Origin of the sequence: Micromonospora chokoriensis, assembly GCF_900091505.1 — a bacterium.
Lineage (GTDB): Bacteria > Actinomycetota > Actinomycetes > Mycobacteriales > Micromonosporaceae > Micromonospora > Micromonospora chokoriensis.
The window spans coordinates 2,361,458-2,387,315 of sequence record NZ_LT607409.1 but is presented as its reverse complement, the minus strand read 5'-3'; the positions used below and the strand labels follow the sequence as shown (position 1 = coordinate 2,387,315).

General features: G+C 71.2%; 22 protein-coding genes and 1 tRNA gene. 10 read left to right on the top strand and 13 right to left on the bottom strand.

Annotation, left to right across the window (positions count from 1 at the left end; translation table 11 throughout):
• Nucleotides 1–46 precede the first annotated feature (46 nt).
• The 7 genes from GA0070612_RS11305 to argS all read right to left on the bottom strand — a co-directional run bounded on the left by GA0070612_RS11305 (nucleotide 47) and on the right by argS (nucleotide 11,242).
• The gene (locus GA0070612_RS11305) at nucleotides 47–1,291 is read right to left on the bottom strand and encodes an MFS transporter (RefSeq protein WP_088987866.1); all 1,245 of its coding nucleotides are present in this window, start codon (nucleotides 1,289–1,291) and stop codon (nucleotides 47–49) included.
• Between the two features lie 11 nt (nucleotides 1,292–1,302).
• Nucleotides 1,303–2,139, bottom strand: a complete 837-nt coding sequence (locus tag GA0070612_RS11300; protein WP_088987865.1) for a polysaccharide deacetylase family protein — start codon at nucleotides 2,137–2,139, stop codon at nucleotides 1,303–1,305.
• Between the two features lie 141 nt (nucleotides 2,140–2,280).
• On the bottom strand, nucleotides 2,281–5,562 hold the full coding sequence (locus tag GA0070612_RS11295; RefSeq protein ID WP_088987864.1) for an efflux RND transporter permease subunit: 3,282 nt from the start codon (nucleotides 5,560–5,562) through the stop codon (nucleotides 2,281–2,283).
• Nucleotides 5,563–5,677: 115 nt separating this feature from the next.
• Entirely contained in the window at nucleotides 5,678–6,727 is a 1,050-nt protein-coding gene (gene thrC / locus GA0070612_RS11290) for a threonine synthase (protein WP_088987863.1), read from the bottom strand.
• 138 nt (nucleotides 6,728–6,865) lie between these two features.
• Nucleotides 6,866–8,176: a homoserine dehydrogenase gene (locus tag GA0070612_RS11285; protein ID WP_197699424.1), complete on the bottom strand. Its 1,311-nt coding sequence runs from the start codon at nucleotides 8,174–8,176 to the stop codon at nucleotides 6,866–6,868.
• An 8-nt stretch (nucleotides 8,177–8,184) separates the two neighbouring features.
• Nucleotides 8,185–9,570: a diaminopimelate decarboxylase gene (gene lysA, locus GA0070612_RS11280; RefSeq protein ID WP_088987861.1), complete on the bottom strand. Its 1,386-nt coding sequence runs from the start codon at nucleotides 9,568–9,570 to the stop codon at nucleotides 8,185–8,187.
• 4 nt (nucleotides 9,571–9,574) lie between these two features.
• Complete coding sequence (gene argS / locus GA0070612_RS11275; RefSeq protein WP_088987860.1) at nucleotides 9,575–11,242, bottom strand: arginine--tRNA ligase; 1,668 nt, start codon at nucleotides 11,240–11,242, stop codon at nucleotides 9,575–9,577.
• 97 nt (nucleotides 11,243–11,339) lie between these two features.
• Here argS and GA0070612_RS11270 point away from each other — a divergent pair, with 97 nt between their 5' ends.
• The 5 genes from GA0070612_RS11270 (at nucleotide 11,340) to GA0070612_RS11250 (ending at nucleotide 14,935) form a co-directional block, all read left to right on the top strand.
• On the top strand, nucleotides 11,340–12,155 hold the full coding sequence (locus GA0070612_RS11270) for a DUF3105 domain-containing protein (protein WP_088987859.1): 816 nt from the start codon (nucleotides 11,340–11,342) through the stop codon (nucleotides 12,153–12,155).
• An 8-nt stretch (nucleotides 12,156–12,163) separates the two neighbouring features.
• Nucleotides 12,164–12,835, top strand: a complete 672-nt coding sequence (locus GA0070612_RS11265) for a DUF305 domain-containing protein (RefSeq protein WP_088987858.1) — start codon at nucleotides 12,164–12,166, stop codon at nucleotides 12,833–12,835.
• Between the two features lie 552 nt (nucleotides 12,836–13,387).
• Complete coding sequence (locus GA0070612_RS11260) at nucleotides 13,388–14,080, top strand: winged helix-turn-helix domain-containing protein (protein WP_088987857.1); 693 nt, start codon at nucleotides 13,388–13,390, stop codon at nucleotides 14,078–14,080.
• A 171-nt stretch (nucleotides 14,081–14,251) separates the two neighbouring features.
• A tRNA-Arg gene (locus GA0070612_RS11255) sits at nucleotides 14,252–14,323 on the top strand.
• 159 nt (nucleotides 14,324–14,482) lie between these two features.
• Nucleotides 14,483–14,935 carry a hypothetical protein gene (locus GA0070612_RS11250; RefSeq protein ID WP_197699350.1) on the top strand — a complete coding sequence of 151 codons (453 nt, stop codon included), beginning with the start codon at nucleotides 14,483–14,485 and terminating at the stop codon, nucleotides 14,933–14,935.
• 80 nt (nucleotides 14,936–15,015) lie between these two features.
• On the opposite strand, the gene GA0070612_RS11245 is transcribed toward GA0070612_RS11250, so the two are convergent.
• The 4 genes from GA0070612_RS11245 to GA0070612_RS11230 form a co-directional block, all read right to left on the bottom strand.
• Nucleotides 15,016–17,397 (bottom strand): ATP-binding cassette domain-containing protein, encoded by a 2,382-nt coding sequence (locus GA0070612_RS11245; RefSeq protein WP_088987856.1) that lies wholly within the window; start codon nucleotides 17,395–17,397, stop codon nucleotides 15,016–15,018.
• Nucleotides 17,398–17,426: 29 nt separating this feature from the next.
• Nucleotides 17,427–17,837, bottom strand: a complete 411-nt coding sequence (locus GA0070612_RS11240; protein WP_088991412.1) for a VOC family protein — start codon at nucleotides 17,835–17,837, stop codon at nucleotides 17,427–17,429.
• A 5-nt stretch (nucleotides 17,838–17,842) separates the two neighbouring features.
• Nucleotides 17,843–18,292, bottom strand: coding sequence for a helix-turn-helix transcriptional regulator (locus GA0070612_RS11235; protein ID WP_088987855.1), 450 nt, complete (start codon nucleotides 18,290–18,292; stop codon nucleotides 17,843–17,845).
• Nucleotides 18,293–18,363: 71 nt separating this feature from the next.
• Complete coding sequence (locus GA0070612_RS11230; protein WP_088987854.1) at nucleotides 18,364–19,323, bottom strand: DNA polymerase domain-containing protein; 960 nt, start codon at nucleotides 19,321–19,323, stop codon at nucleotides 18,364–18,366.
• A 65-nt stretch (nucleotides 19,324–19,388) separates the two neighbouring features.
• On the opposite strand from GA0070612_RS11230, the gene GA0070612_RS33015 reads away from it, so the two are divergent.
• The 4 genes from GA0070612_RS33015 to GA0070612_RS11210 all read left to right on the top strand — a co-directional run bounded on the left by GA0070612_RS33015 (nucleotide 19,389) and on the right by GA0070612_RS11210 (nucleotide 22,773).
• Nucleotides 19,389–19,601, top strand: coding sequence for a DsbA family protein (locus GA0070612_RS33015; RefSeq protein ID WP_197699349.1), 213 nt, complete (start codon nucleotides 19,389–19,391; stop codon nucleotides 19,599–19,601).
• 25 nt (nucleotides 19,602–19,626) lie between these two features.
• Nucleotides 19,627–19,857 (top strand): hypothetical protein, encoded by a 231-nt coding sequence (locus tag GA0070612_RS32475; RefSeq protein WP_231924533.1) that lies wholly within the window; start codon nucleotides 19,627–19,629, stop codon nucleotides 19,855–19,857.
• 103 nt (nucleotides 19,858–19,960) lie between these two features.
• A complete protein-coding gene (locus GA0070612_RS11215) occupies nucleotides 19,961–20,548 on the top strand; it encodes a TetR/AcrR family transcriptional regulator (RefSeq protein WP_088991410.1) in 588 nt (195 codons plus the stop codon).
• The gene (locus GA0070612_RS11210) at nucleotides 20,548–22,773 is read left to right on the top strand and encodes an MMPL family transporter (protein ID WP_088987853.1); all 2,226 of its coding nucleotides are present in this window, start codon (nucleotides 20,548–20,550) and stop codon (nucleotides 22,771–22,773) included. Before GA0070612_RS11215 ends, GA0070612_RS11210 begins: the two co-directional genes overlap by 1 nt.
• A 95-nt stretch (nucleotides 22,774–22,868) precedes the next feature.
• Here GA0070612_RS11210 and GA0070612_RS11205 read toward each other — a convergent pair whose 3' ends face one another.
• Nucleotides 22,869–24,125 (bottom strand): erythromycin esterase family protein, encoded by a 1,257-nt coding sequence (locus GA0070612_RS11205; RefSeq protein WP_088987852.1) that lies wholly within the window; start codon nucleotides 24,123–24,125, stop codon nucleotides 22,869–22,871.
• A gap of 248 nt (nucleotides 24,126–24,373) precedes the next feature.
• Nucleotides 24,374–25,279 carry a Gfo/Idh/MocA family protein gene (locus GA0070612_RS11200; RefSeq protein ID WP_167393618.1) on the bottom strand — a complete coding sequence of 302 codons (906 nt, stop codon included), beginning with the start codon at nucleotides 25,277–25,279 and terminating at the stop codon, nucleotides 24,374–24,376.
• A 184-nt stretch (nucleotides 25,280–25,463) separates the two neighbouring features.
• On the opposite strand from GA0070612_RS11200, the gene GA0070612_RS11195 reads away from it, so the two are divergent.
• The gene (locus GA0070612_RS11195; protein ID WP_088987851.1) at nucleotides 25,464–25,826 is read left to right on the top strand and encodes a cupin domain-containing protein; all 363 of its coding nucleotides are present in this window, start codon (nucleotides 25,464–25,466) and stop codon (nucleotides 25,824–25,826) included.
• Nucleotides 25,827–25,858: the final 32 nt, after the last annotated feature.

Here is a 25,858-nt window from a genome sequence, read left to right as displayed (position 1 = left end):
TCCGGGCGCCCGTCCGCAGCCTGGGAACCCGCGGGGCCTGCCGGGTTCAGCCGGCGGCGCCCGCGACCGGGTCGGTGGCCGGGTCGGTGAGCGAGAGCCGACGGGTGGCGATCCGCCAGCCGACGGCGTAGACGACGGTGATCAGCCCGCAGCCGGCGAGCACGACCCGCTCGTCCACCACGTCGACCACCATGGCCACCGCCAGTTGGCTCACCGAGATCGCCAGCGTCGCGAGCATCATGTCGGTGGCGAAGACGCGCCCACGCAGGTGGTCCGGGACCTCACCCTGGAGGGCGAAGTTGGAGATCACCCAGTTGCTGCCGCCCGCGAAGTGCGCCACGAAGACCAGCAGCAGCACCAGCGGGAACCATCGGGCCACGGATGCGCCCAGGTAGGACAGGCCGTAGAACGACATGGACAGCGCGAGCCCGGGCAGCAGCCAGGCGCGCCTGGTCAGCACCCGACGCATCAGGATCGGGCCCACCAACGCCCCTGCTCCGCGTACGGCGAAGAGCAGGCCGGCGCCGAGCGGGCCCACGCCGTACACGCCGGCCAGCAGCGGGAACACGGTCAGCACGCCGTTGCCCAGTCCGACGGCCGACTTCACGGTGACCAGCGCAAGCACCCGAGGCCGATGCCCGATGTAGCCGAGCGCCTCGCGGACCGCCGCCCAGGTCCGCTGGGCCGGCCGGTCGGCGTCCCGGGGCGCCTGGAGGGGCCGGCGGATCCGGGTGGCGAGGCCCGCGGCCATCACCAGGCCCACCGCCGCCACCCAGAAGCAGGCGTACGGGCCGGCGACAGTGCTGAGCACCCCACCGAGTGACGCGCCGACAACTGTCATGGTGCCCCAGGCGGAACCGGCCACGGCGTTACCGGCGGCCAACTCGTCCGGCTCCAGCACGTTGGGCAGCGCGGCCTGCGCGGCCGGCGAGTAGAACGCCTTGGCGACCGCCACCACACCGATCGCGACGAGCGCCAGCCACGCGGTGCCCGCGCCCCGGACGCCGAGCAGCAGCAGTACGCCCGCGAGCGCGGCCACATTCGCCGCGATCATGATCTTCCGCCGGTCGAAGCGGTCGGCGATCGTGCCGGTGTACGGCAGCAGCAGCGCCACGATGCCGGTGTCCACCGCCAACACCAGTGCGCCCCAGACTCCGCTGCCGGTCAGGTGCGGCAGCAGGACCAGCAGCGGCACCATGACGAACCAGTCGGCGCCGAAGACCACCAACTCGGCGAGGAAGAGATTGCGGAAGCTCCGATTGCCGGTCAGAACCGAGAGGGTGGACGCCACGGAGCGGCACCCTACCCGGTCGGGGTGGGCGGCACGCCTGCTCCCAGCAGGGCAGAGACGGTGACGAAGGTGTAGCCGCGCGCCCGCAGCCCGTTGATCATGTCGGCCAGGCCACGCAGTGCGACCAGCCGCCGGGACGCGCCGACATCGTGACCGAGCACGATCGTTCCCGGTCGGACGTCGTCCACGATGCGTCGGGCGTGGCCGGCGGGATCGTGGGGGAACTCACGCTCCACCATCTGCAGCGTCCAGAGCACCAGCCGGTAGTCCAGCCGGGCAGCCGCGTGCAGCACCGCCCCGCCCAGGTGGCCGTACGGAGGGCGGAGCAGACGGGGTGGCGTGCCTGTCACGTCGGCGATGGCGTCGTGGCTGCGGCGCAGATCGTCGTACGCCTCGGTGGTGTCCAGCGTGGCCAGGTCCCGGTGGTCCCAGCTGTGGTTGCCCACCTCGTGCCCGCCGAGCCGGTCACGGATGACGCCGGCATGCCGCCGGACCTGCGCTCCGACCAGGAAGAAGGTGGCCGGAACCCGGTGTCGGGCGAGGGTGTCGAGCACCATCGGCGTCCATTGTGGTGCGGGGCCGTCGTCGAAGGTGAGGGCCACCAGTCGCTCCCGGGTCGGCCCCGACCAGAACACCTCCACCCTGCCGGCGCCGACGTCCTGGTGCCGGTTGCCGGAGGTCGCGCCGGCGGGGCCGCTGGCGAGTGACGCCCGTCGGTGGGTGGTCCACCACAGTTCGGAGGCCCCCGCGCCGACCGCCCCGCCACCGACGACCAGGACGCTGCGGCGCAGCAGGTCGCGCCGCCCCCACCCGCGCGCACCCTCGGCCGTCCGCCCGTCCTGCGTCACTCGCACCCTCCACGTGTTTACCTGGAGTATGCAAGAAGTGACAGGCCGTGCAGGCGCGGTCGGATCGGAGTGTCGTGGCCGGCGAAGCCGGAAACGCCCCCGGCAGCTCCCTGCCGGGGGCGTTCCGTGCTGGGGTCGGACCTACTCGGTCGGCTCCGACGGAGGCAGCGGCGAGGTACGACTACGGGGCAGCCGCAGCACCTCGAACTGGTCCGTGCCCTCCACCAACGCGCCCGACGGGGCGGGACGCGGGGCCGCCTGCGGCGTACCCTCGGTCGCCGCCGGGGCGGGCGCGCCGCTGGGCACCGCGACCTGGTTCGGGGCTGCTGCCTCGTCGGCCTCCGCTCCGTCCACCACCGGCTCGCCGGAGCGCCGCCGATCACGCCGGTTCCGCAGCGACTCCTTGGTGTGCTCCACCATCGTGTACAGCGTCGGCACCAGGATCAGCGTGAGCAACGTCGAGCTGAGCAGACCACCGATCACCACGACCGCCAGCGGCTGCGAGATGAAGCCGCCCTCGCCGGTCAACCCGAGCGCCATCGGCAGCAGCGCGAAGATGGTCGCCACCGCGGTCATCAGGATGGGACGCAGCCGGCGTCGGCCGCCCTCGACCACCGCCTCCCGGACCCCCATGCCCTGCGCACGGTACTGGTTGATCAGGTCGAGCAGGACGATCGCGTTCGTCACCACGATGCCGACCAGCATCAGCACACCGATCAACGCCGGTACGCCGAGCGGCGTCCCGGTGATCAGCAGCAAACCGATCGCGCCGGTCGACGCGAACGGGATGGAGATCAGCAGGATCAGTGACTGGGTGAGGCTACGGAACGTGGCCACCATGATCAGGAAGACGATCGCGATGGCGGCCAGCACCGCCAGGCCCAGGTCACCGAACGCGTCGGCCTGATCCGCGCTGACGCCACCGATGGTGAAGCTGGCACCGGGGACGTCGATGCCGTCCAGGCGCTTCTGCAACTCCTTGCTCGTCGCGCCCAGGTTCGACCCGGTCGCCGTGCCGCTCACCGACACGCTGCGCTCGCCGTCGATCCGGGTGACCTGCTGCGGCCCCTCGCCCTGCGTGACGTCCGCGATGTCGTCCAGCTTGACCGGACCCACCGGCAACGCCCGCAGTTCCTCCACTGTCACCGGCGGCTGCGTGCCCAGCCGCAGCACCACGTTCTGCTGCTGGCCGTCGAGCGCGACCTGCCCGAGCGGCGCACCCCGGAACGCCTGCGACACCAACTGCCCGACAGCGGCCTCGGTGAGCCCGACCCGACCGGCGGCGACCCGGTCGACAGTCACGTCGACCCTCGGCACCCGCTCGGCCAGGCTGGTGGAGACGTCCTCGACGTCCGGCACACCGGCCATCGCCGCCCGCGCCTCCTCGGCCGCCCGGGTCAGCACCTCCGGGTCGGAGGCCTGAACGATGACCTCGAGCCGACTGGTCGACGCCTCCTGCCCACCACCGAAGCTGATCTCACCCACGCTCGTGCCGAGCTTGTCGAACTCCTTACGCAGCACCTCACGCATCTGCTTGGCGTCGGTGTCACCGTCGAGAGCGAGGGACCAGTTCGCGACGTTGTTGCCGCCGCCGCCCGCCCAGGGGTTGTCCCCGGCGCCGGCGGTCACCTGGTACGTCTCGACGCCGTCCGTGCGGGACAGCACCGACTCGACCTGCTTGGCCGCCGCGTCGGTGGCCGCCAGCCCACTGCCGGCCGGCAACTCCTGGCTGATGTTCAGGGTGTCCTGGCCGGAGTCGTCCAGGAAGTTGGTCTCCAGCTTCTGCGCCAGCCCGAACGTGCCGAAGAGCACCAGCAGACCGAGCCCGACGGTGATCCAGCGGGTCGACCGCTTGCGGGTGGCGAAGCCGATCACCGGCAGGTACGCCCGCTGCAACGGGCTGCGCAACTCCTTCTCCTCCGCGTCGCGCCGCACCGCCTCGTCGTCCGCGGTGCCGCCGCGCGGCTTGAGGAACCAGTACGCGAGCACCGGGATCACGGTCAGCGACACCAGCAGCGACGCGAGCAGGGCCACCGTCACGGTGATCGCGAACGGCGCGAAGAGCTGACCCACGAACCCGCCGACCAGCGCGATCGGCGCGAACACCGCCACCGTGGTGAGGGTGGACGCGGTCACCGCGCCGGCCACCTCGCGGACGCCGGTGATGATGGCGTGCCGCTTCTCCTCGCCGTACTCCAGATGGCGTTTGATGTTCTCCAACACCACGATCGAGTCGTCCACCACCCGGCCCACCGCGATGGTCAACGCGCCGAGGGTGAGCAGGTTGAGCGAGTAGTCACCGATCCACAGGACGATCAGCGCCACCAGCACGGAGAGCGGGATGGAGACGGCGGTGACCACCGTCGAGCGCACCGACAGCAGGAAGACCAGGATGACGATGACCGCCATCACCAGGCCCAGCAGGCCCTCGGTGGTCAGCGACTCGATCGACTTCTCGACGAACGGCGCCTGGTCGAAGACGACTGTCAGCTCCGCGCCGGAGGCGTCCTTCAGGTCGGCCAGCCGGTCGCGGATCTCGTGCGAGATCTGCACGGCGTTGCCGTCCGGCGAGGCGGTGACGGCGATGCCGAGGCTGTCCTTGCCGTTGGTACGGGTGATCGCGGTGGCCGGGGCGAGCTGCTGCTCGACAGTCGCCACGTCGCCGAGACGGACAGGTGCCGCGCCCGGGGCGACCACGATGCCACGCAGGTCCTCGATGGTGCCGATCGGTGCGCCGACCTGGACCGGGAGCGCCAACGCCCCACTGGTCACCGCGCCGGCCGGAACCGCCACGCCGTTGGTCTTCAACGCCGCGCCGATCGCCGTCGGCTGGATCTTCGCGGCGGCCAGCTTCGCCGGGTCCGGGGTGACCACCACGACGTCGTCGCGGGTGCCAGTCACCTCGACGGTGCGTACCCCCTCGATGCTTTCCAGCTCGGGCACGACCGTCGCGCGCAGCTTCTCGGCGAGCGCGCGCCCGTCGGCAGTGCCGGCGGCGGCCAGCACCACGGCCGGGAGGTCGTCGGTGCTACCCGCGATGACCTGCGGGTCGACGCTCTCCGGCAGCTGGGCGTCGATCCGGCTCAACGCGGTCTGCATCTTGTTGACCACGTCGTCCAGGTCGGTGCCGAACTCGTACGTCACCTGGACGGTGGCCGACCCCTCACGGGACGTGGAGGTGATCTTGTCGAGCCCCGGGATGCCCTGGAGGGCGTTCTCGATCGGCTCGGTCACCTGCGACTCGACGATCTCGGGACCGGCACCGGGGTAGGCGGCCACGATGAACGCGGCCGGGAACTCGAGCGACGGCAGCAGTTGCTGCTTCAGCGACGGCACGGCGAACGCTCCGAACACCGTGGTCACCACCGCGATGAGGGCGATCAGCCCTCGGTTGGCGAGGCTGAATCTGGCGAGCAGCGACATCGGCCTGGTTCACTCCTGAACGAGAATGCGGGCGGGGATACGTGAAAGTGTGCCGGACTCGATCACCGGAACCCCCGCCGCCCCCGGGGGCGGCCCACCGTCGCCGCTGGCGTGCTCAGGCCAGGTCGAGAGCCCGGGCCGCCGCCATCGGGTCGTTCGCGATGGTCAACGGGGCCGGCGCCGTGGAGATCGCCCACTCCGGGTCCTTCAGACCGTGGCCGGTGACGGTGCAGACGACAGTCGAACCGGGCGGCACCGCGCCCGCCGCGGCCTGCTGGAGCAGGCCGGCGACGCTCGCCGCGCTGCCCAGCTCGACGAAGACCCCGACCTCCCTGGCGAGCAGCCGGTACGCCGACAGGATCTCCCGGTCGGTCACCGACGCGATCAACCCACCGGAGGTGTCCCGGGCGTCCAGCGCCTTGGTCCAGCTCGCCGGGTTGCCGATCCGGATCGCCGTGGCGATGGTCGACGGCTCCGGCACCACCTCGCCGGTCACGATCGGGGCCGCCCCGGCGGCCTGGAAGCCGTACATCTTCGGCGTGCGGGTGGTGGTGCCGGCGGCCCGCTCCTCGGAATATCCCATCCAGTAGGCGGAGATGTTGCCGGCGTTGCCGACCGGCAGGCAGTGGATGTCGGGCGCGTCGCCGAGCGCCTCGACGATCTCGAAGGCGGCGGTCTTCTGGCCGTGGAGCCGGTCGATGTTGACCGAGTTGACCAGGGCGACCGGGTGGTCCTGGGCCAGCTTCGCGGCGAGCGAGAGGCAGTCGTCGAAGTTGCCACTCACCTGGAGGAGCTTCGCGCCGTGCACCAGCGCCTGGGCGAGCTTGCCCAGGGCGATCTTGCCCTGCGGCACCAGCACCGCGCAGGTCAGCCCGGCCCGCGCCGCGTACGCCGCGGCGGAGGCGCTGGTGTTGCCGGTGGAGGCGCAGATGATCGCCTTGTTGCCGGCCTCGACCGCCTTGGACACCGCCACGGTCATGCCCCGGTCCTTGAACGAACCGGTCGGGTTGGCGCCCTCCACCTTCAGGTGCACGTCGCAGCCGATGCGGGCGGACAGCACCGGGGCGGGCAACAGCGGGGTGTTCCCCTCGTGCAGCGTGACGACCGGCGTGGCCTCGGTGACCGGCAGCCGATCCCGGTACGCCTCGATCAGACCCCGCCACATGTCGCTCTCCTCGCCTCTGGCACCGTGCGCCGACCTCGTCGGGGCCACCTTGGACCACGTTGCCCGAGCTGTCGAGGGCAGACCCGGGCTAACCCACCTGGCGGGACGCGCGAGCAGCCCCGTCGATGGCCCAACGACTCAGGCGCCGCCCTCGACCCGCAGCACACTCGTCACCGACCGGACGATGTCCAGACCGCGCAGCTCACCCACCGTCGCGGCGAGCGCGGCGTCCGGTGCCACGTGGGTGACGATGACCAGCTCCGCGTCGCCGTCCCGGCCGGGAGCCCCACCCGCGGAGCCCTGCCGCACCGTCGCGATCGACACGTCGTGCCGGGCGAACACGCCCGCCACCGCGGCCAGCACACCCGGACGGTCGGCCACGTCGAGGCTGACGTGGTAACGGGTCAACGCCTCGCCCATCGGCCGCACCGACAGGTCCGCGTACGCGCTCTCGCTGGCCGCGCGCACCCCGGCGAGCCGGTTGCGGGACACCGCGACCACGTCGCCGAGCACCGCGCTCGCGGTCGGCGCGCCCCCGGCCCCCCGGCCGTAGAACATCAACTGCCCGGCGGCGTCCGCCTCGACGAAGACCGCGTTGAACGCGTCACCGACGCTGGCCAGCGGGTGGCTGCGCGGGATCATCGCCGGGTGCACCCGGACGCTGACGGTCTCCCGGCCGCCTGCGTCGACACCCCGGGCCGCGATGCAGAGCAGCTTGATCGTGCAGCCCATCGCCTGCGCGCTGGCCATGTCCGCGGCGGTCACCTCGGTGATGCCCTCGCGGTGCACGTCCGCCGCGCCGACCCGGGTGTGGAACGCCAGCGACGCGAGGATCGCCGCCTTCGCCGCCGCGTCGAAGCCCTCGACGTCGGCGGTCGGGTCGGCCTCCGCGTACCCCAGTGCGGTTGCCTCTTCCAGTGCCTCGGCGAAGCCGGCGCCGGTCGCGTCCATCGCGGAGAGGATGAAGTTGGTGGTGCCGTTGACGATGCCGGTGACCCGGTTGATCCGGTCGCCGTGCAGCGACTCGCGCAGTGGGCGCAGCAGCGGGATGGCACCGGCCACGGACGCCTCGTAGTAGAGGTCGCCGCCGCCCTCGGCCGCCGCCTCGTGCAGGGCCACGCCGTCCTCGGCGAGCAGCGCCTTGTTGGCGGTGACCACGCTCTTGCCGGCGCGCAGCGCCTCGACCAGCCAGCCTCGGGCCGGCTCGATGCCGCCGACCACCTCGACCACCACGTCCACGTCGTCGCGCTTGATCAGCCCGAGCGCGTCGGTGGTGAACAGGCTCTCGTCGACCGGCAGGTCACCCCGGTCGCGGCCGAGCCGCCGCACGGCGATGCCGGCGATCTCCAGCGGAGCGCCGACCCGGGCGGCCAGGTCGGCCGACTGCTCGTGCAGCAGGCGGACCACCTCCTGGCCGACAGTGCCGCAGCCGAGCAGCGCCAAGCGCACAGGTGACGTCATCCAACATCCAATGCGAGCAGGTCCTCTTCGGTTTCCCGCCGGACGATCAGGCGTGCCTGGCCGTCGCGTACGGCGATCACCGGTGGACGCGGCACATGGTTGTAGTTGCTGGCCATGCTGCGGCAGTACGCACCGGTGCCGGGCACGGCGACAAGATCTCCGGGCTGCACGTCGGCGGGCAGGAATTCATCCTTCACCACGATGTCCCCGGACTCACAGTGCTTTCCCACCACGCGGGCGAGCAACGGCTGCGCGGTCGAGGCCCGCGAGGCCAGCGTCGCGGAGTACGACGCGTCGTAGAGCGCGGTACGGATGTTGTCGCTCATCCCGCCGTCGACGCTGACGTACGTCCGGATGCCGTCGAGGGTCTTGACCGTGCCGACCTCGTAGAGGGTGAACACGGCCGGCCCGACGATGGCCCGACCCGGCTCGATCGACAGGTGGGGCACGGCCAGGTTCTCCGCCGCGCACTCCGAGTCGACGATCTTGCGCAGCCGCTTGGCCAGGTCCTGCGGGGTGGCCGGGTCGTCCTGCGTGGTGTACGCGATGCCGAAGCCGCCGCCGAGGTCCAGCTCGGGCAGCTCCACCCCGCGCGCGTCGCGGATCTGCGCCTGGAGGGCGAGCACCCGGCGGGCGGAGACCTCGAAGCCGCTGGCGTCGAAGATCTGCGAGCCGATGTGCGAGTGCAGGCCGCGCAGCTCCAGCACACCCTCGTCGAGGATCTTGAAGGCGGCGTTCGCGGCGGCGCCGCCAGCGAGGGAGAAGCCGAACTTCTGGTCCTCGTGGGCGGTGGCGATGAACTCGTGGGTGTGCGCCTCGACCCCCACCGTCACCCGAACCAGCACCCGGGGCCGCACCCCGCGCTCGCGGGCCAGCGCGGTGAGCCTGTCGATCTCGGTGAACGAGTCGACGATGATCCGGCCCACTCCGGCGTCCAACGCCCGGCCCAGCTCGGCGACCGACTTGTTGTTGCCGTGGAAGCCGATCCGCTCCGGCGGCATCCCGGCCGAGAGCGCGGTGGCCAGCTCACCACCGCTGCAGACGTCCAGGTGCAGGCCCTCCTCGGCGATCATCCGGACCACCGCCCGGCAGAGGAACGCCTTGCCCGCGTAGAAGACGTCCTCGGTCGGGAAGGCCGCCCGGAAGTCGCGGCAGCGCGACCGCAGGTCGTCCTCGTCGAGGACGTACACCGGGGTGCCGAACTCGGCCGCGATGTCGCGGACGCTCAGGCCCGCGACGGCGACCGCGCCGTCCGCGCCGCGCGTCACGCTGCGCGGCCACAGCGTCGGCAGCAGGGCGTTGACGTCCTCCGGGGTACGCAGCCACGCCGGCCCCCGGTTGCTGATGTCCGCGTGCAGCGCACCGGCCTCGTGAGCGCGCATCGGGCTACATCCTCTCCGGGGCGGACACGCCGAGCAGGTGCAGCCCGTTGGCGATCACCGTGCGGGTGGCGTTGTTCAGCCAGAGCCGGGCCCGGTGCAGGTCGGTGACCTCCTCGTCGCCCAACGGCAGCACCCGGCAGTTGTCGTAGAACCGGTGGTAGGAGGCGGCGACGCTCTCCTCCAGGTAACGGGCCACCCGGTGCGGCTCGCGCAGCTCGGCGGCGGTCGCCACCACCGCCGGGAACTCGGCGAGCGCCTTGAGCAGCTCGTTCTCCTTCTCGTGGTCGAGCAGCTCGGGGCGGAACGCGTCGGCGTCACCCGGGACCAGCCCCACCTCGGCGGCGTTACGGGCCACGCCCGCCGTCCGGGCGGCCACGTACTGCACGTAGTAGACCGGGTTGTCGCGGGTCGCCCGCGTCCACAGCTCGATGTCGATGTCGATCGGGGAGTCGCTGGAGTAGCGGGCCAGGGCGTACCGGGCGGCGTCCACGCCGATCGCCTCGACCAGGTCCTCCAGGGTGATCACCGTGCCGGCCCGCTTGCTCATCCGCATCGGGGCGCCGTCGCGCAGCAGGTTGACCAGCTGCCCGATGAGGATCTCCAGGTTGCGCTCCGGGTCGTCGCCGAAACACGCGGCCATGGCCTTCATCCGGCCGATGTAGCCGTGGTGGTCGGCGCCCAGCATGATCACGACCCGCTCGAAGCCGCGCTCGCGCTTGTCCAGGTAGTAGGCGCAGTCCGCGGCGAAGTACGTCCACTCGCCGTTGGACTTGCGCAGCACCCGGTCCTTGTCGTCACCGAAGTCGGTGGTGCGCAACCAGGTCGCGCCCTCGGACTCGTAGAGGTGCCCCTGCGCGCGCAGCCGGTTCAGCGCCAGGTCCAGCTCACCCCGGTCGTGCAGGTCCTTCTCGTTGAAGTAGGTGTCGAACTCCACCCCGAAGTCGCGCAGCGAGGACCGGATCTCGTCGAACATCAGCGCGACGCCCTCGACCCGGAAGACCTCCTGGGCGGCGTCGTCGTCGAGCGAGCGCACCTCCGGCCGACGGGCCTGCACCGCGGTGGCGATCTCCGCGATGTACGCCCCGCCGTAGCCGTCCTCCGGCGCCGGCTCACCCTTGGCGGCGGCCAGCAGCGACCGGGCGAACCTGTCGATCTGCGAACCGGCGTCGTTGAAGTAGTACTCCGTGCCGACGTCGGCACCGGTGGCCCGCAGCAGCCGGCTCAGCGCGTCACCGACGGCCGCCCACCGCACCCCGCCGATGTGCACCGGCCCGGTCGGGTTGGCCGAGACGAACTCAAGGTTGATCTTCTCGCCGGCCAGGCGGTCGCTGCGGCCGTACTCCGCGCCGGCCTCGACGATCAGTCGGGCGAGCTGCCCGGCGGCGGCCGCGTCGAGCCGGATGTTCAGGAAGCCCGGCCCGGCGATCTCCACCGATTTGACACCCGCTGCCCGGCCCAGCTCGTCGGCCAGGGCCGTCGCCAGCTCCCGGGGCGGAACGCCCACCTTCTTGCTCAACTGCAGCGCGAGCGTCGAGGCGTAGTCGCCGTGCTCGGGGTTGCGCGGTCGCTCCACCACGGTGCTCGCCGGCAACGCGGCGCGGTCGAGCCCGCGCTGCTCGAAGACGGCGTGGGCGGCGGCAAGGACGACCGAGGCTAGTTCTGCAGGAGTCACCCAACCATGTTATCGGGGGTAGACTCGGGCACTCGGCGGCTCCCCTGCGCGTCATCCGGCCCGCCATTCCCCTGACCGACCGACTTGACGAGGCACGATGAGCATCAGCACCCCGGGTGGCCCGGAGCGCCGCCCGACCGTGGTCAGCACCGGCAAGAAGCCGGCAGCGGGCCGGCCTGCGTCCGGCGCCAAGGCCGGTTCCGGCAAGCCGACGGGCAAGCCGGCGGGCTCCCCCCGGGCCGGCGGCAAGGGCCCCCGCAAGCCGGTCACCCCGGTCAAGGTGACCCAGGGCCGCGCCTGGGGCCCGATCGCGCTGTTCGTCGCGGTCGGCGTGCTGGCAGCCGGCATCATCGGGTACGGCGCCTGGGCGTCGTTCCAGGGCTCGAAGCCGTGGGACAAGCGGGCCAACGCCATCGAGGGCATCGCCAACATCCGCAAGTCCGACCCCGACAGCCTCAAGTACGAGTCACACAAGTCGGGTCCGCTGACCTGGAACTACTCGCCGCCGGTGGGCGGCGTGCACAACGCTGCCTGGCAGAACTGCATGGGCGACGTCTACGACGCCCCGATCGCCAACGAGCACGCGGTGCACAGCCTGGAGCACGGCGCGGTATGGATCACCTACCGCCCCGACCTGCCGCAGGACCAGGTCGAGAAGCTCGCCGGCAAGGTGCGCGGCGTCGAGAAGACCTTCATGAGCCCGTACGAGGGTCTGGACAAGCCGATCTCGCTTCAGGCGTGGGGCTACCAGCTCAAGCTCGACAACGCCGACGACTCGCGGATCGACGAGTTCATCAAGGACCTGCGGGTCAACGCCTCGGTCGAGGGCCCGACGGCGCTCTGCAACACCGGCATCACCGCCACCGGCACCACCCCGCGTGAGCTCCAACAGCAGCAGCAGCCCACCCAGTAAGGACCCCGATGACCGCCCCCACCACCACCGACAGCGAATACGACGACACCCCGGCCGTCCCGGACGAGGGCGGCCGGGCCCAGCCGGCGCGTTACGGCGTGCTGGCGCTCGCCGTCATGGTGGTGGTGGGGCTCCTCCTCGGGTACGCGGGCGGCCTGCTCACCCCCCGACTCACCCGGCCCGGTGACGCCTCGGTCGAAGCGGGCTTCGCCCGGGACATGACGTCCCACCACGCGCAGGCGGTGGAGATGAGCCTGATCGCGTACCGGTCGGCCACCCTCCCCGAGGTGCGGCAGATCGCCGTCGACATCGCCACCGGCCAGCAGGGTGAGATCGGCGCCATGCAGACCTGGCTCCGCGAGTGGGACTTGAGCCCCACCGGCTCGCAGCCGCCGATGTCGTGGATGTCCGACGGCGCCACCGTCAAGGACGGCCTGATGCCGGGCATGGCCACACCGGCGCAGATGACCGCCCTGCGCGACGCCCAGGGCATCGAGGTCGACAGGCAGTTCCTCACCCTGATGTACGCCCACCACCTCGGCGGCATCCACATGATCGACGCGGCACTCGGCGAGACCGACAACGACGAGGTGCTGCGGGTGGCCAAGACCATGAAGGCCACCCAGCAGTCCGAGTTGAACAACCTCCGGCAGCTCCAGGCACAGGCAGCCAAGGGCTGATCCGACCGACCGAGGCACGGCCTGCGTGGGCCGCCCATTCCCGCCTGACCCCGAATTGGCCCGGCCGTTCCCGCCTGACCCGGCCGTTCCCGCCTGACCCGGCCGTTCCCGCCTGACCCGGCCGTTCCCGCCTGACCCGGCCGTTCCCGCCTGACCCGGCCGTTCCCGCCTGGCCTGGTGATCGACTCGACTTTCAGGAAAGCGGGGCATCAACGCGACGGGACGCCCCGACTTTCAGGAACCCGAGTCGACCAAGGTCCGGTCCAATGATCCGCATCCACTCTTAGGCCAAGCACCGAGCACGGGGCATGGGCATCGGACACCGGGCCGGTGATCGACTCGCGTTTCAGTAAACCGGCCTGTCACCGCGACGGAACACCCCCGTTTGCCAGGAAGACGAGTCGATCAAGGCGCACGCCACGCACCACTCATCCCCTCATGTACGCATATGTACCTTCTGGTGCTTTCGAGCGGTCCAGGCGATTACGTTGCTTAGAGAGTTTTCTCCACACATATCGTGACCAGTTGCGATTCGGGCTCGTTGCCCAAGACGTGGGGGTTGCACTCAGAGACGCACGGCGTTCGGTCACCAGTTGGTGCCGACGCCACACCATCGGTGGTGACGGGGCGGTGGCAGCCGTCCGTCGCGGACAGCGGCAGGGCGAGCCGGGAATGCTCAGCCGCGAACAGGAACTCGAACTGATCGACACGCTACGGGGCGTCCACCCGGACGAGTTCGGCCTGGACGAGGAGCTGTGGACGAGGCAGAGCCTCACCACGCTCATCCAGCGGCGCTTCGACCTGCCACTGGAGGCCGGCGCCGTCGGGGCGTACCTGCGGGCCTGGGGGTTGGGTCCGCGCGAGCCACGCGAGCGCGCCTGCGGGCTCTGCGTCAGTGCGGTGGAGCGCTGGGTTCGCAGCGAGTACCCGGCGATCACCCGGGCCGCCCAGGAGCACCTCGCGGAGGTCTACTGGATCGGTCGGGTCCGGCTGCGCGGCACGATGCCGGCCGCCGATGTGATCTCGGCGGTCTCGTCCCGCGGTCGGGTGCGCTTCATGATCACCACGCCGACGGTGGACCCGCCGCTCCCCCGCGACTTCGTGCTGCGGCTCAGCGGCGAGGAGCAGCGCACCGTGCATCTGATCGTGGACGGCTCCTGGCCGCGCAACGAGTGGCCGCGCCGGCTCCCGCGCCGGATCGTCCTGCACCCGCTGCCCAGTTGCGGCCGAGCGGTAGCGGCCTGAACGCCGAGCGGTAGCGGCCTGACCGCCAGGTGGGCCGGCCGGGCGGTAGCGGCCTGAACGCCGAGCGGTAGCGGCCTGTCCGCCAGGTGGGCCGGTCGTCGACACGATCGGCTCACCCGATACCGATTCGGCGTACGGAGGGGAGGTTTGCTAGTCTTCTCCAGTCGCTGAGCCCCCGTAGCTCAGGGGATAGAGCACCGCCCTCCGGAGGCGGGGGCGCAGGTTCGAATCCTGCCGGGGGCACACTTGCTAAGAAACCAGCAACCAGCACCAGAAGGCCCTTGACCAGGGGAAACCCGGTCAGGGGCCTTACTCGTGTGTCCGGCCGTGGCGGCTGCCCTCGTGAAGGGGCGCCGGTCCCGGGGTCTTGCGTCTGCGACCCGGCAAGATCAAGCTGTCGTCGTGCTGTTTCTCGGGCTGATCCTCGCCGCACTTGGCGGTGCCGTCGCCGCGACGATCCTCGCCGTCGGTGGGTTCAGAGCGATGGTCCGGAGGCAGCCGGGGCGGCTGCGGGCCGCAGCGCTCCTCGTCGGCGCGGGGGCCGTCGCCGTGTACGCGTGGGGTCTGCTCCACCTCGGCTACGCGGTGATGCAGGCGGAGAACGGCGGCACCGGCGCCTCCCCGATCGAGCCCTGCCGGGAGGTCGGGCCGCAGGTGGCGAGCATGGTCGACGGGTACGGCGTCAGCCTCTTTCCGGTGCACTTCGAGTTCCACCTCACCGGCGGCGGGTCGTACGTCACCTCATCGGTGCCCGGGTACGTCACCCCGGCCACTGTCGCCCTCGGGCTGATCACCGTGATCTGCGCAGCCTTCGCGGCCACGACGGCCAAACAGACCCGACCGCCGGTCACCTGACCCGGAGACCGTCGCCCCGGGCCGGGCCCGGCGACCGTCAGGCGCAGTGCCGGAACGGACGACGGGCCCGGACCAGATCGTCAGCCGCCGACGTACGCCGCCAGGTGCTCGCCGGTGAGGGTGGAGCGGTCGGCGACGAGGTCGGCGGGGGTGCCCTCGAAGACGATCTGACCACCGTCGTGGCCGGCACCGGGGCCGAGGTCGATGATCCAGTCGGCGTGCGCCATGACCGCCTGGTGGTGCTCGATGACGATCACCGACTTGCCCGAGTCGACGAGGCGGTCCAGCAGACCGAGCAGTTGCTCGACGTCGGCCAGGTGCAGGCCGGTGGTCGGCTCGTCGAGGACGTAGACGCCGCCCTTCTCGGCCATGTGGGTGGCCAGCTTGAGTCGTTGCCGCTCGCCGCCGGACAGGGTGGTGAGCGGTTGACCCAGGCTGAGGTAGCCGAGCCCGACGTCGGCGAGCCGGTCGAGGATGGCGTGCGCGGCCGGCGTACGGGCGTCACCGGCGCCGAAGAACTTCTCCGCCTCCGTCACGGACATCGCGAGCACCTCGCTGATGTCGCGACCGCCGAGGCGGTATTCCAGCACCGACGCCTGGAACCGCTTGCCCTCACAGTCCTCGCAGGGGGCGGCGACGCCGGCCATCATCCCCAGGTCGGTGTAGATGACACCGGCGCCGTTGCAGCTCGGGCAGGCTCCCTCGGAGTTGGCGCTGAACAGCGCCGGCTTCACGCCGTTGGCCTTCGCGAACGCCTTGCGGATCGGGTCCAGCAGCCCGGTGTACGTGGCCGGGTTGCTGCGCCGCGAGCCACGGATCGCGCCCTGGTCGATCGACACCACACCCGCGCCGGGAGGGATGGACCCGTGCACCAGCGAGCTCTTGCCGGAGCCGGCGACACCGGTCACGACGACGAGCACTCCGAGGGGTACGTCGACGTCGACGTTCCGGAGGTTGTTGGCAGTCGCGCCACGGATCTCCAGCTTGCCGGTGGGCGTGCGGACCTTCTCCTTGAGGGCTGCCCGGTCGTCGAGGTGGCGGCCGGTGATGGTGCCGCTGGCGCGTAGGCCCTCCAGGCTGCCCTCGTAGCAGACGGTGCCGCCGTCGGTGCCGGCACCGGGCCCGAGGTCGACGACGTGGTCGGCGATGGCGATGGCCTCCGGCTTGTGCTCCACGACGAGCACGGTGTTGCCCTTGTCGCGCAGTTGGAGCAGCAGCTCGTTCGTGCGCTGGATGTCGTGCGGGTGCAGCCCGATCGTCGGCTCGTCGAAGACGTAGGTGACGTCGGTGAGCGACGAGCCGAGGTGGCGGATCATCTTGGTGCGCTGCGCCTCGCCGCCGGAGAGGGTGCCCGAGGGCCGGTCCAGCGAGAGGTAGCCCAGCCCGATCTCCTCGAACGAGTCGAGGAGGTGTTGCAGCCCGGCCAGCAGCGGGGCCACCGACGGCTCGTCGATGCCGCGCACCCAGGCGGCGAGGTCGCTGATCTGCATCGCACACGCGTCGGCGATGTTCTTTCCCTGGATCTTCGACGACCTGGCCTCCTGGCTGAGCCGGGTGCCGGCGCACTCGGGGCAGGTCGTGAACGTCACCGCCCGCTCCACGAAGGCGCGGATGTGCGGCTGCAACGCGTCGATGTCCTTGGAGAGGAAGGACTTCTGGATCGACGGGATGAGACCGGCGTACGTCAGGTTGATGCCGTCGATCTTGATTTTGGTGGGCTCGCGGTGGAGCAGGTCGTGCAGCTCCCGCTTGGTGAACTTGCCGATCGGCTTGTCCGGGTCGAAGTAGCCGCAGCCACGGAAGATGCGGCCGTACCAGCCCTCCATGCTGTAGCCCGGGATCGTGATCGCGCCCTCGTTGAGCGAGAGGCTGTCGTCGTACAGCGCGGACAGGTCGATGTCGGTGACCGCGCCCATGCCCTCGCACCGCGGGCACATGCCGCCGAGCCGGGTGAAGGTCGCCTTCTCGGTCTTCGTCTTGCCGGCGCCGCGCTCGACGGTGATCGCACCGGTGGCCTTCACCGAGGGGACATTGAAGGAGTACGCGTTGGGCGAGCCGATGTGCGGCTGCCCAAGTCGACTGAACAGGATGCGCAGCATCGCGTTGGCGTCGGTGGCGGTGCCCACCGTGGACCGGGAGTTGGCCCCCATCCGCTCCTGGTCCACGATGATCGCCGTCGTCAGACCGGCCAGCAGGTCGACCTCGGGGCGTGCCAGCGTCGGCATGAAGCCCTGCACGAACGCGCTGTAGGTCTCGTTGATCATCCGCTGCGACTCGGCGGCGATGGTGCCGAACACCAGCGAGCTCTTGCCGGAGCCGGAGACACCGGTGAACACCGTCAGCCGCCGCTTCGGGATCTCGACGCTGACGTCCCTGAGGTTGTTCACCCGGGCGCCCTGCACACGGATCAGGTCGTGGCTGTCGGCAACGTGTGGCGGGGACGGCTGGGGGGCCGTGCTCATCGTGTCTCCATCTGTCGGATCGGGACTGCTCAGCGCACTTCCTGGATGCGGATCATGTTGCCCGCCGGGTCCCGGAAGGCGCAGTCGCGGACGCCGTACGGCTGCTCGGTCGGCTCCTGGACGACCTCGGCGTCGCTGCCCTCCAGCTTGGCGAAGGTGGCGTCGAGGTCGGTGGTGGCGAGGTTGACGCCGAAGTAGCTGCCCTTGGCCATCAGTTCGAGGATGGTCTGCCGCTCGTCGTCGGTGATGCCCGGGTTGGCGGCCGGCGGGTGCAGGACGATGGCGGTGCTGGGCTGGCCGACCGGCCCGACCGTGATCCAGCGCATGCCCTCGTATCCGACGTCGAGGCGCACCTCGAAGCCGAGGGTGTCGCGGTAGAAGGCCAGCGAGGCCTCCGGATCGGTGTGCGGGAGGAAGCTCGAGTGAATGGTGATGTCCATGGCGATCACGCTAGTTGCGGGGCCGTGACCGGCGCTTCTCGATTCCTGACCGGTCTGGTCACCTGCTTCTCCACGCACGACGGCATCCCCGCCGCCGCCTGCGCCGCCTGCCGCCGGTAGACGCTCGGCGGCACGCCCACCAGCTCCGCGAAGCGGGTGCTGAAAGTGCCCAGCGACGAACACCCGACGGTGAAACAGACCTCGGTGACGCTCAGGTCGCCACGGCGCAGCAGGGCCATCGCCCGCTCGATGCGGCGGGTCATGAGGTAGCTGTAGGGGGATTCGCCGTAGGCGAGCCGGAACTCGCGGCTGAGGTGCCCCGCCGACATGTGCGCGCCCCGGGCGAGCGCCTCGACGTCCAGGGGAGACGCGTACTCCCTGTCGATCCGGTCGCGGACCCGCCGCAGCCGTGCCAGGTCGGCGAGACGCTGCGTCGCGTCGGGTTTGCTGCTCACCTGCGAAATCGTGCCACAACCCACCGACAATCAGCCGCCCCGACGGCCCGAGCGGGGGCCGACGATCCCGGTCAGCCGGCCTCGCGCCGGGCGCGGGCGCGGCGCTTTCCCTCGTGCATGGCCTGCACCCGGGCCACCGGGATGGTCCGGCCCTCGGCGATCAGGTCGGCGGGGAGCGACTGCGGGGCCGGCATCAGCGCGGCCCACGGGTCGCCGTCGGCGAGCAGCGCCGGCGCGGTCCGGATGGTGAAGTCGGCGGGGGTCACAGCGGTCAGGTCGGCCCAGTCGACCGGGAACGAGACCGGCATCCCGGGCCGCAGCCGGGGGCTGTACGCGGCGGCCACCGTCGCACCGCCCGCGCGGGTGGCGTCGACGAAGACCCGACCGCCCCGGTCCTCCTTGATGTACGCCGTGGTGGCCAGCGCCGGGTCGAGCCGCTCGGCGCGGACGGCGAGCGCCCGGGTGGCGGCGGCCAGCTCCTCCGCCGTGGGTTCGTCGGTCACCGGGACGAAGACGTGCACGCCCTTGGCTCCGCTGGTCTTGACCGCGCCGGCCAGGCCGGCGTCGGCGAGCGCCTGGCGGACCAGCAGGGCCGCGCCGACGGCCGCGCGGAACCCGTCGCCCTCCGGCGGGTCCAGGTCGAGCACCAGGTGGGTCGGGCGGTGCAGGTCGGCCGAGGTCGCCAGCGTCGGGTGGTACTCCACCGCCCGCTGGTTGGCGAACCAGAGCAGGGTGCGCCGGTCGTCGCAGAGGGCGTACGAGATCTCCCGGTGGGACGCCTCCGCCCACACCGGTGCCCGACGCACCCAGTCGGGGGTGTAGCGGGGCAGGTTCTTCTGCATGAACGGTGGCTGACCGGGGCGGACCCGGATCACCGACAGCGGCCGGCCCCGCAGGTGCGCAAGGATGCGGTCGTGGACGGCGTCGAGGTAGTCGACCAGGTCACGCTTCGTCGCGTCGTCGCGGTCGGACAGCGGCTGGTCCAGGTTGGTCAGGGCCACGCCGTCCCGGGTCTCGTCAGCTGTGGTCACCCGACCACCCTCCCGGCCCCGGTGCCGCCGGTCAACCGGACCTGCCGATCGGCTACGCCGAGCAGGTGCGAGCCGATGAACGCCGGGCCGCGAAGTACGGCGTGACAGGCGTTCCGTCGCTGGTGATCGGCGGCCAGCCCCCGGTTTCCGGTGTCCAGAGCCCCGAAGAGCTACACCGGTTGCTGACCCGTCGCTTGGCCGCACTGGACTCCGCCGCACCACACCCGCCGCCCGCCAAGATGGCGGACGACCGCGGTGACCAGCGGCCCGCGAGGTAGCTCGGAATCTCCAGGATCACCCGCAATGTGGGTCCGGACACCGCAAGGGTCACCCGGATCGGACAGTGCCGGCCAGCGGGGTGGGACGACACGTTTCGCGACGGTCCTCCTCGGCGCACCATTTGTTGCCGAGGTCATCGCCTGTGACCGTCAGCCGGAGCAGAGGGAGGCACTGGTGGCGCTCACCAGCTGGGCCGAGCGGCACCGCCGGGCCATCGCCGAGGCGCGGACCAGGTACGACGCCGAACACGCCTGACAAACGCGCCCGGGGTGTGGCGAACGCCACCGCTTCATTCTGACCGATCGGTCAGGGTCTGACCGATCGGTCAGGCATGCTGGTCTGCGGAGGTGGACCGGTGATGGCCAGAGCGGTGTCCGAGACGCACGGCGAGATCCTCGCCGCGGCGGCGCGGCGGTTCGCGGTGACCGGTTACCGGGGCACCTCGTTGCAGGACATCGCCCGTGAGGTGGGCTGCTCCAAGGCCACTGTCCTCTACCACTTCGCCAACAAGGAAGCCCTGCTCGCCGAGCTGATGGCCCCGGCGATCGGCGTGCTGCGGGACCTCGACGACCGGCTCACCGGCCTGACCGGAGCGGCGGCCCAGGAGGTCGCCGCGCAGGGCTTCGTCGACCTCGCGGTCCGGTTCCGGCGGGAGATCGCGGTGCTCCGCGGCGAGTTCCCCGAACTGCTGTGCCAGCCGGCCTTCGCGCACATCCAGGAGATCTCCGACCGGCTGCGCGACGCGCTGGCCGGTCACTCCGACCGGCCGAGTGCCCGGATCGCCGCGTTGGTGCTGCTCGCCGGAATCTCCGAGGCGTGCGCCGAGTTCGCGGACATCCCCGACGACGAACTGCGGTCCGCCCTGCTCACCCTCGTCCGACGGGCCGTCGAGCCCGTCGCCGTTCCCCTGCCCCAACCACCCACGACCGAGGACAAGGACTCCTGATGGCCACCCTGCTCTACCGGCTCGGCCGGGGCGCGTTGCGCCGGCGACGGCTCGTCGTCGCGCTCTGGCTCGTCGTACTCGTCGTCGCCGGCCTGGCCGCGGCGACCCTGCGCGGCCCGACGGCGAGCAACTTCACCATGCCCGGCACCGAGAGCCAACGCGCGCTCGACCTGCTCGCCGAGCAGTTCCCCGCCGCCAGCGGCGCCACCGGCACCATCACGGTCAAGGCACCGGCCGACGGCCAACTGGCCACGCCGGAGGGACAGACCGTGGTCCGGGAGCTGGTCCAGCAGGCGTCCACACTGCCCGGCGTGGTCGGCGCCGTCGACCCGTTCCAGGTCGGCGCGGTCACCCCCAACGGCCGGTACGCGCTGGTCCAGGTCCAGTTCGCGACCGGCGGGGACGAGGTGACCGACGAGCAGCGCACCGCGTACGAGCAGGTGGGCGCGGCGGCGAAGGCCAAGGGTTGGCAGGTGGCCCCGGGCGGCGAGGTGCTCGGCGGTGAGCCTGAGATCGGCTCCACCGAGGCGCTCGGCGTCCTGGTCGCCGCGATCGTCCTGATCATCACGTTCGGCTCCCTGGTCGCGGCCGGCATGACCATGCTCAACGCGTTGATCGGTGTGGGCGTCGGGATGGCCGGCCTGTTCGCACTCAGCGGCGTCATCGAGTTGACCAGCACCGCCCCGATCCTGGCGCTGATGCTCGGCCTCGCGGTCGGCATCGACTACTCGCTGTTCATCACCTCCCGGCACCGACAGAACCTGCTCGAAGGCCTCTCTCCGGAGGAGGCGGTCGGCCGCGCCGTGGGCACCGCCGGCTCCGCGGTGGTCTTCGCCGGTGCCACTGTCGTCATCGCGCTGGCCGGGCTCGCCGTGGTGAACATCCCGTTCCTCACCGTGATGGGTCTCGCCGCCGCCGGCACGGTCACCGTCGCGGTCCTCGTCGCGATCACCCTCCAGCCGGCACTGCTCGGCTTCGCCGGTCGTCGGGTACTCCCCCGCCGGCTGCGGACGGTCGCCACCGACGGTGCCACGGCCACCGACGACACGGTGGAAACCGACTCGGACGTCACCGACCGACCGGCCGCCGTCGAGGACCGGTCCGCGTTCGGCTTCCGCTGGGCACGGATGGTCACCCGGTTCCGCGTACCCGTCATCCTGGTCGGCCTGCTCGGCCTGGGCCTGCTCGCGCTGCCCACGCCGGACATGCGGCTGGCCCTGCCGGGCGCCGCGACGGCCGCCGTCGGCTCACCCGCCCGGGTGGCGAACGACCTGACCGTCGAGGGCTTCGGACCGGGTTTCACCGGCCGACTCGCGGTGGTCGTCGCCGGTGACACGCCCGAGGCCACCTCGGGCGCCGTGCCGCAGGTGACCGCGCTGCTGCAGCGCACCGAGAACGTCCTCGCGGTGGCCCCACCTCAGCTCAGCCCGGACGGTCGGACGGCGCTGCTCGGCGTGGTACCCAAGACCGGCCCGACCGACGAGGCCACCGAGACCCTGGTGCACGACATCCGCGACTCGGTGAGCGGGATCCGCGACGTCGACGTGCTGCTCACCGGCGTCACCGCCATCGGCATCGACGTGTCCGAGAAGCTCTCCGACGCCCTGCCGGTCTACCTGTTGCTGGTGGTCGGGCTCTCGGTGCTGCTGCTGATGCTGGTGTTCCGCTCGCTGCTGGTGCCGGTCAAGGCGGCGCTGGGCTTCCTGCTCACCGTCGCCGCCACGTTCGGCATCACGGTGGCCGTGTTCCAGCAGGGGCACCTCGCCGACCTGGTCGGCCTGGACACGCCCGGCCCGCTGATCAGCTTCCTGCCGATCCTGCTCATCGGCATCCTGTTCGGGCTCGCGATGGACTACGAGGTCTTCCTGGTGTCCCGGATGCGGGAGGACTTCGTCCACGGTGAGTCGGCCCGCCAGGCCACCATCAGCGGCATGGGGCACGGGGCACGGGTCGTCACCGCCGCCGCGCTGATCATGATCTCGGTCTTCGGGGGCTTCGTCTTCCTGGAGGACCCGGTGATCAAGTCGATGGGCTTCGCGCTCGCCATCGGCGTCGCCATCGACGCGTTCGTGGTCCGGATGACCATCGTCCCGGCGGTGATGTCGCTGCTCGGCGACCGCGCCTGGTGGCTGCCGCGCTGGCTCAACCGCGCCCTGCCGAACGTCGACATCGAAGGCGAAGGCCTGCGCACCGAACTCCAGGACCGAACCCCCACCCCCGTCTAACCCCGTCCCCACGCTGTCGATCATGGAGTTGTGGTGACCGTCGCGCCCCGGTTGGTGGCCTTCGTCCAGCACCACAACTCCATGATCGACGCGACTCAGACGCCTGCCGGGTACGTCTCCATCTCGCCGGGGGTTGCCGGCACCGGTAGCGGGTGCAGGGCCGTCGTCTCGTCGCACCAGATGAAGGCGTCGTAACGGTCACCCAGGCGGGTCGGAACGTAGTTGCCCCAGGACTCGAACGACGGGTCGTAGACGACCCCGATCGCCCGATGGTCGGTCGTGTCGGTGACCCAGCCCGGCTGGTCGTCACCACCGAAGATCAGCACCGCCCGCTCCGGCATCAACTCGTGCAACCGCCGCTCGATCGATCCCTCCCGGGCCGGTGGCACCACCAGCGCCTCGGGCGGTGAACCCCAACGCGGAGCGGCGATCACCGTGCCCCGGTAGCTACCGAAGCCGATCAACGCCACGTCATCATCGCCGTGCCGTTCCCGGGCCAACTGGCCGATGTTGACCATCCCGTCGGCGGCCATGTCGGTGGCCCGGGCATCCCCGACGTGCGTGTTGTGCGCCCAGACGATCCCCCGGGCGTCCGGCCCGTACCGGTCCAGCAGCCGGTCCAGGGTGTCCTGCATGTGCGTGTCGCGGATGTTCCACGAGTCCGGCCCACCGGCCACCATCGCCCGGTAGTACCGCTCCGCGCCGGCCACGACCTCCGCGTTCTGCCAGGCCGAGAACCGGTCCGGACCGTCGGAGAGGGCGTGCTCGCGGATCCGGGCGAGGAGCCGGACCACCTCCTCCTCACACCGGGCGGAGACGAACCTGGAGGCCGCGCCGTACTCCTCGACCCTTTTGCCGTACGGCTCGAAGCAGCGGTAGGCGTCCTGCGCCGCCTCCAACGACGTCGGGTCCTCCTCCCCCAGGTAGTCGAAGATCGCCTGCATCGACTCCCAGAGGCTGTACACGTCGAGCCCGTGGAACCCGGCCCGTTCGTCCTCCGGCCGCTCCACGTTCCAGGCCCGCAACCAACGGGTGAACCGGGCAACCTCGGCGTTGGCCCACATCCAGGTCGGCCAGCGCTCGAACTGGTCGAGAGCGCGCTGCGGTTCGAGTGCGCCACCGGGCGCGGCGGTCACCGAGCGGTGCACCCGGTCGCAGTCCGGCCAGTCACCCTCGACCGCGACGAAGGAGAAGCCGCACTCGGCGATCAACCGACGGGTGAGCTGCTCGCGCAACCGGTAGTAGTCGTAACTGCCGTGGGTGGACTCGCCGATCATCACCACCCGGGCGTCCCGGACGCGCTCCAGCAACGGGTCGAAATCGCTCGGCGCGCCGAGCCGCTGAACCAGCATGCCAGCGGCTACCCGACCGCCACACCGACAAACCGCCCCCCGGGGGGCGGGGAGGCGCACACCCTCTCCCTCGGTGATCAAGAGGTTTGCGTCACGACACGCCGGTCGCATGACGCAAACCTCTTGATCACTGAATCGTGCCGCCCACCCCGGCACGGGCGGCGCCGACACCACTACCTCAATGATCGAGCATGATCGTGGCGCGGGCCTGGGGTGACCACCAGGGCGTTGGGGTGGGAGGGGGACTGTTAGGCGGGGAGGGGGACGGTGCGGGATTCGGTGCGGGCGGTTTCGGCGGCGGCGATGATCTCGACGACCTCGCGGCCGAAGCGGACGTCGCAGCGGTGGTCCCGCGTACCGGCCCGCACCTGCTCGACCAGTTGGTCGATGGCGACACCGAACGCCGTGGCCGCGTCGTTCTCGCCGAACGGCACGTTCTCGATGCCGTTCTCGCCGTAGAACACGAACTCCCGGGTCATCGACTCGGTCGGGGCGTCCAGGGAGAGCGAGGCGCTGCTCGTGGCACCGCCCTCGTGGGTGAGCAGCAGGTGCACCATGCCGGTCGGCCCGTCCATCGCCGCCACCCGGGTCACCCGACCCAGCACGGGCAGGAGGATCGAGAGCGCGTGCGGGGCGATGTCCCAGAGCGCGCCGTGCTCCCGACGCCACAACGACCCGCCGTACGGGCTGCCGTCCTGGAAGATCGAGGCGAACGCGGTGGTCCGGCCGTGCTGCCAACCCCCGGCGGCGGCGGTGGCGGCGAGGAACGCCGTCACGTTCGGCTGGAAGCGCTGGGTGAAGAAGACGACCGAGGCGACCCCGGACTCCTCGGCGGCGGCCACCACCCGGTCGGCGTCGGCCACGCTGAGCGCCAATGGCTTGTCCAGCAGCAGGTGCCGCCCCGCGGAGGCGGCCCGGACCGCGATGTCGGCCTGGACGTCCGGCGGCAGGGCGACGGCGACCGCCTCGCACTGCTCGATGAGCGCGTCGACGTCGGCAAAGGCGGGCACCCCGTACCGCTCGGCCAGCGCGGAGGCCCGCTCCGGGTTGCGACCCCACACCCCGACCAACTCCGCGTCCGGGTGGGCGTGCAACGCCTTCCCGTGCGTCTCGATCGCCCAGTGACCGGTGCCGAACAAACCGAACCGCAACACGTGTGCCTCCGCTTTTCCCCCCGCCGTGGCGACGCCACGGACGTGATCCACGCTAGTCGTCCCACCAGCCACAACGGCGGCGGGTTCGACCAATCGAAGCGGCCCACTCCCCTTTTTCCAGGGCCCCAACGCCAGGTCCGTTCGCCGCCAGACACACCGGGGTCGGCGCGACAGCCTCGACGGCATGCCCAACACGAACTCACCATCGACCAGCGGTCCGGTCGCCTTCGCCCACTGGTACGACTTCGCCGAGGGCGGGCCCGTGCACCGAGGCCTGCTGCCGTTCCCGGCGAGCGCGCCCGCGCCGTTCGAGGTTGCTCGCTGGTCGGTGGCGCCGAACACCTCCAACGACCTCGATGTCCACCGCTCCCGCGAAGTGTGGATCATCGTGTCCGGCATCGGAACCCTGACCTTCGGCGACCAGACGAGCGTGCTGCGGGCCGGGGACGTGGCGGCGTTCGACAGCAGGGTGCCGCACCAGATCCGGAACGACGGACCGGACCCGCTCCTCGCCGTCTCCGTCTACTGGTTGCAGGGCAGCGACTGACTGCTGTCCGAGGCACCGCTCGGCGGACGCGA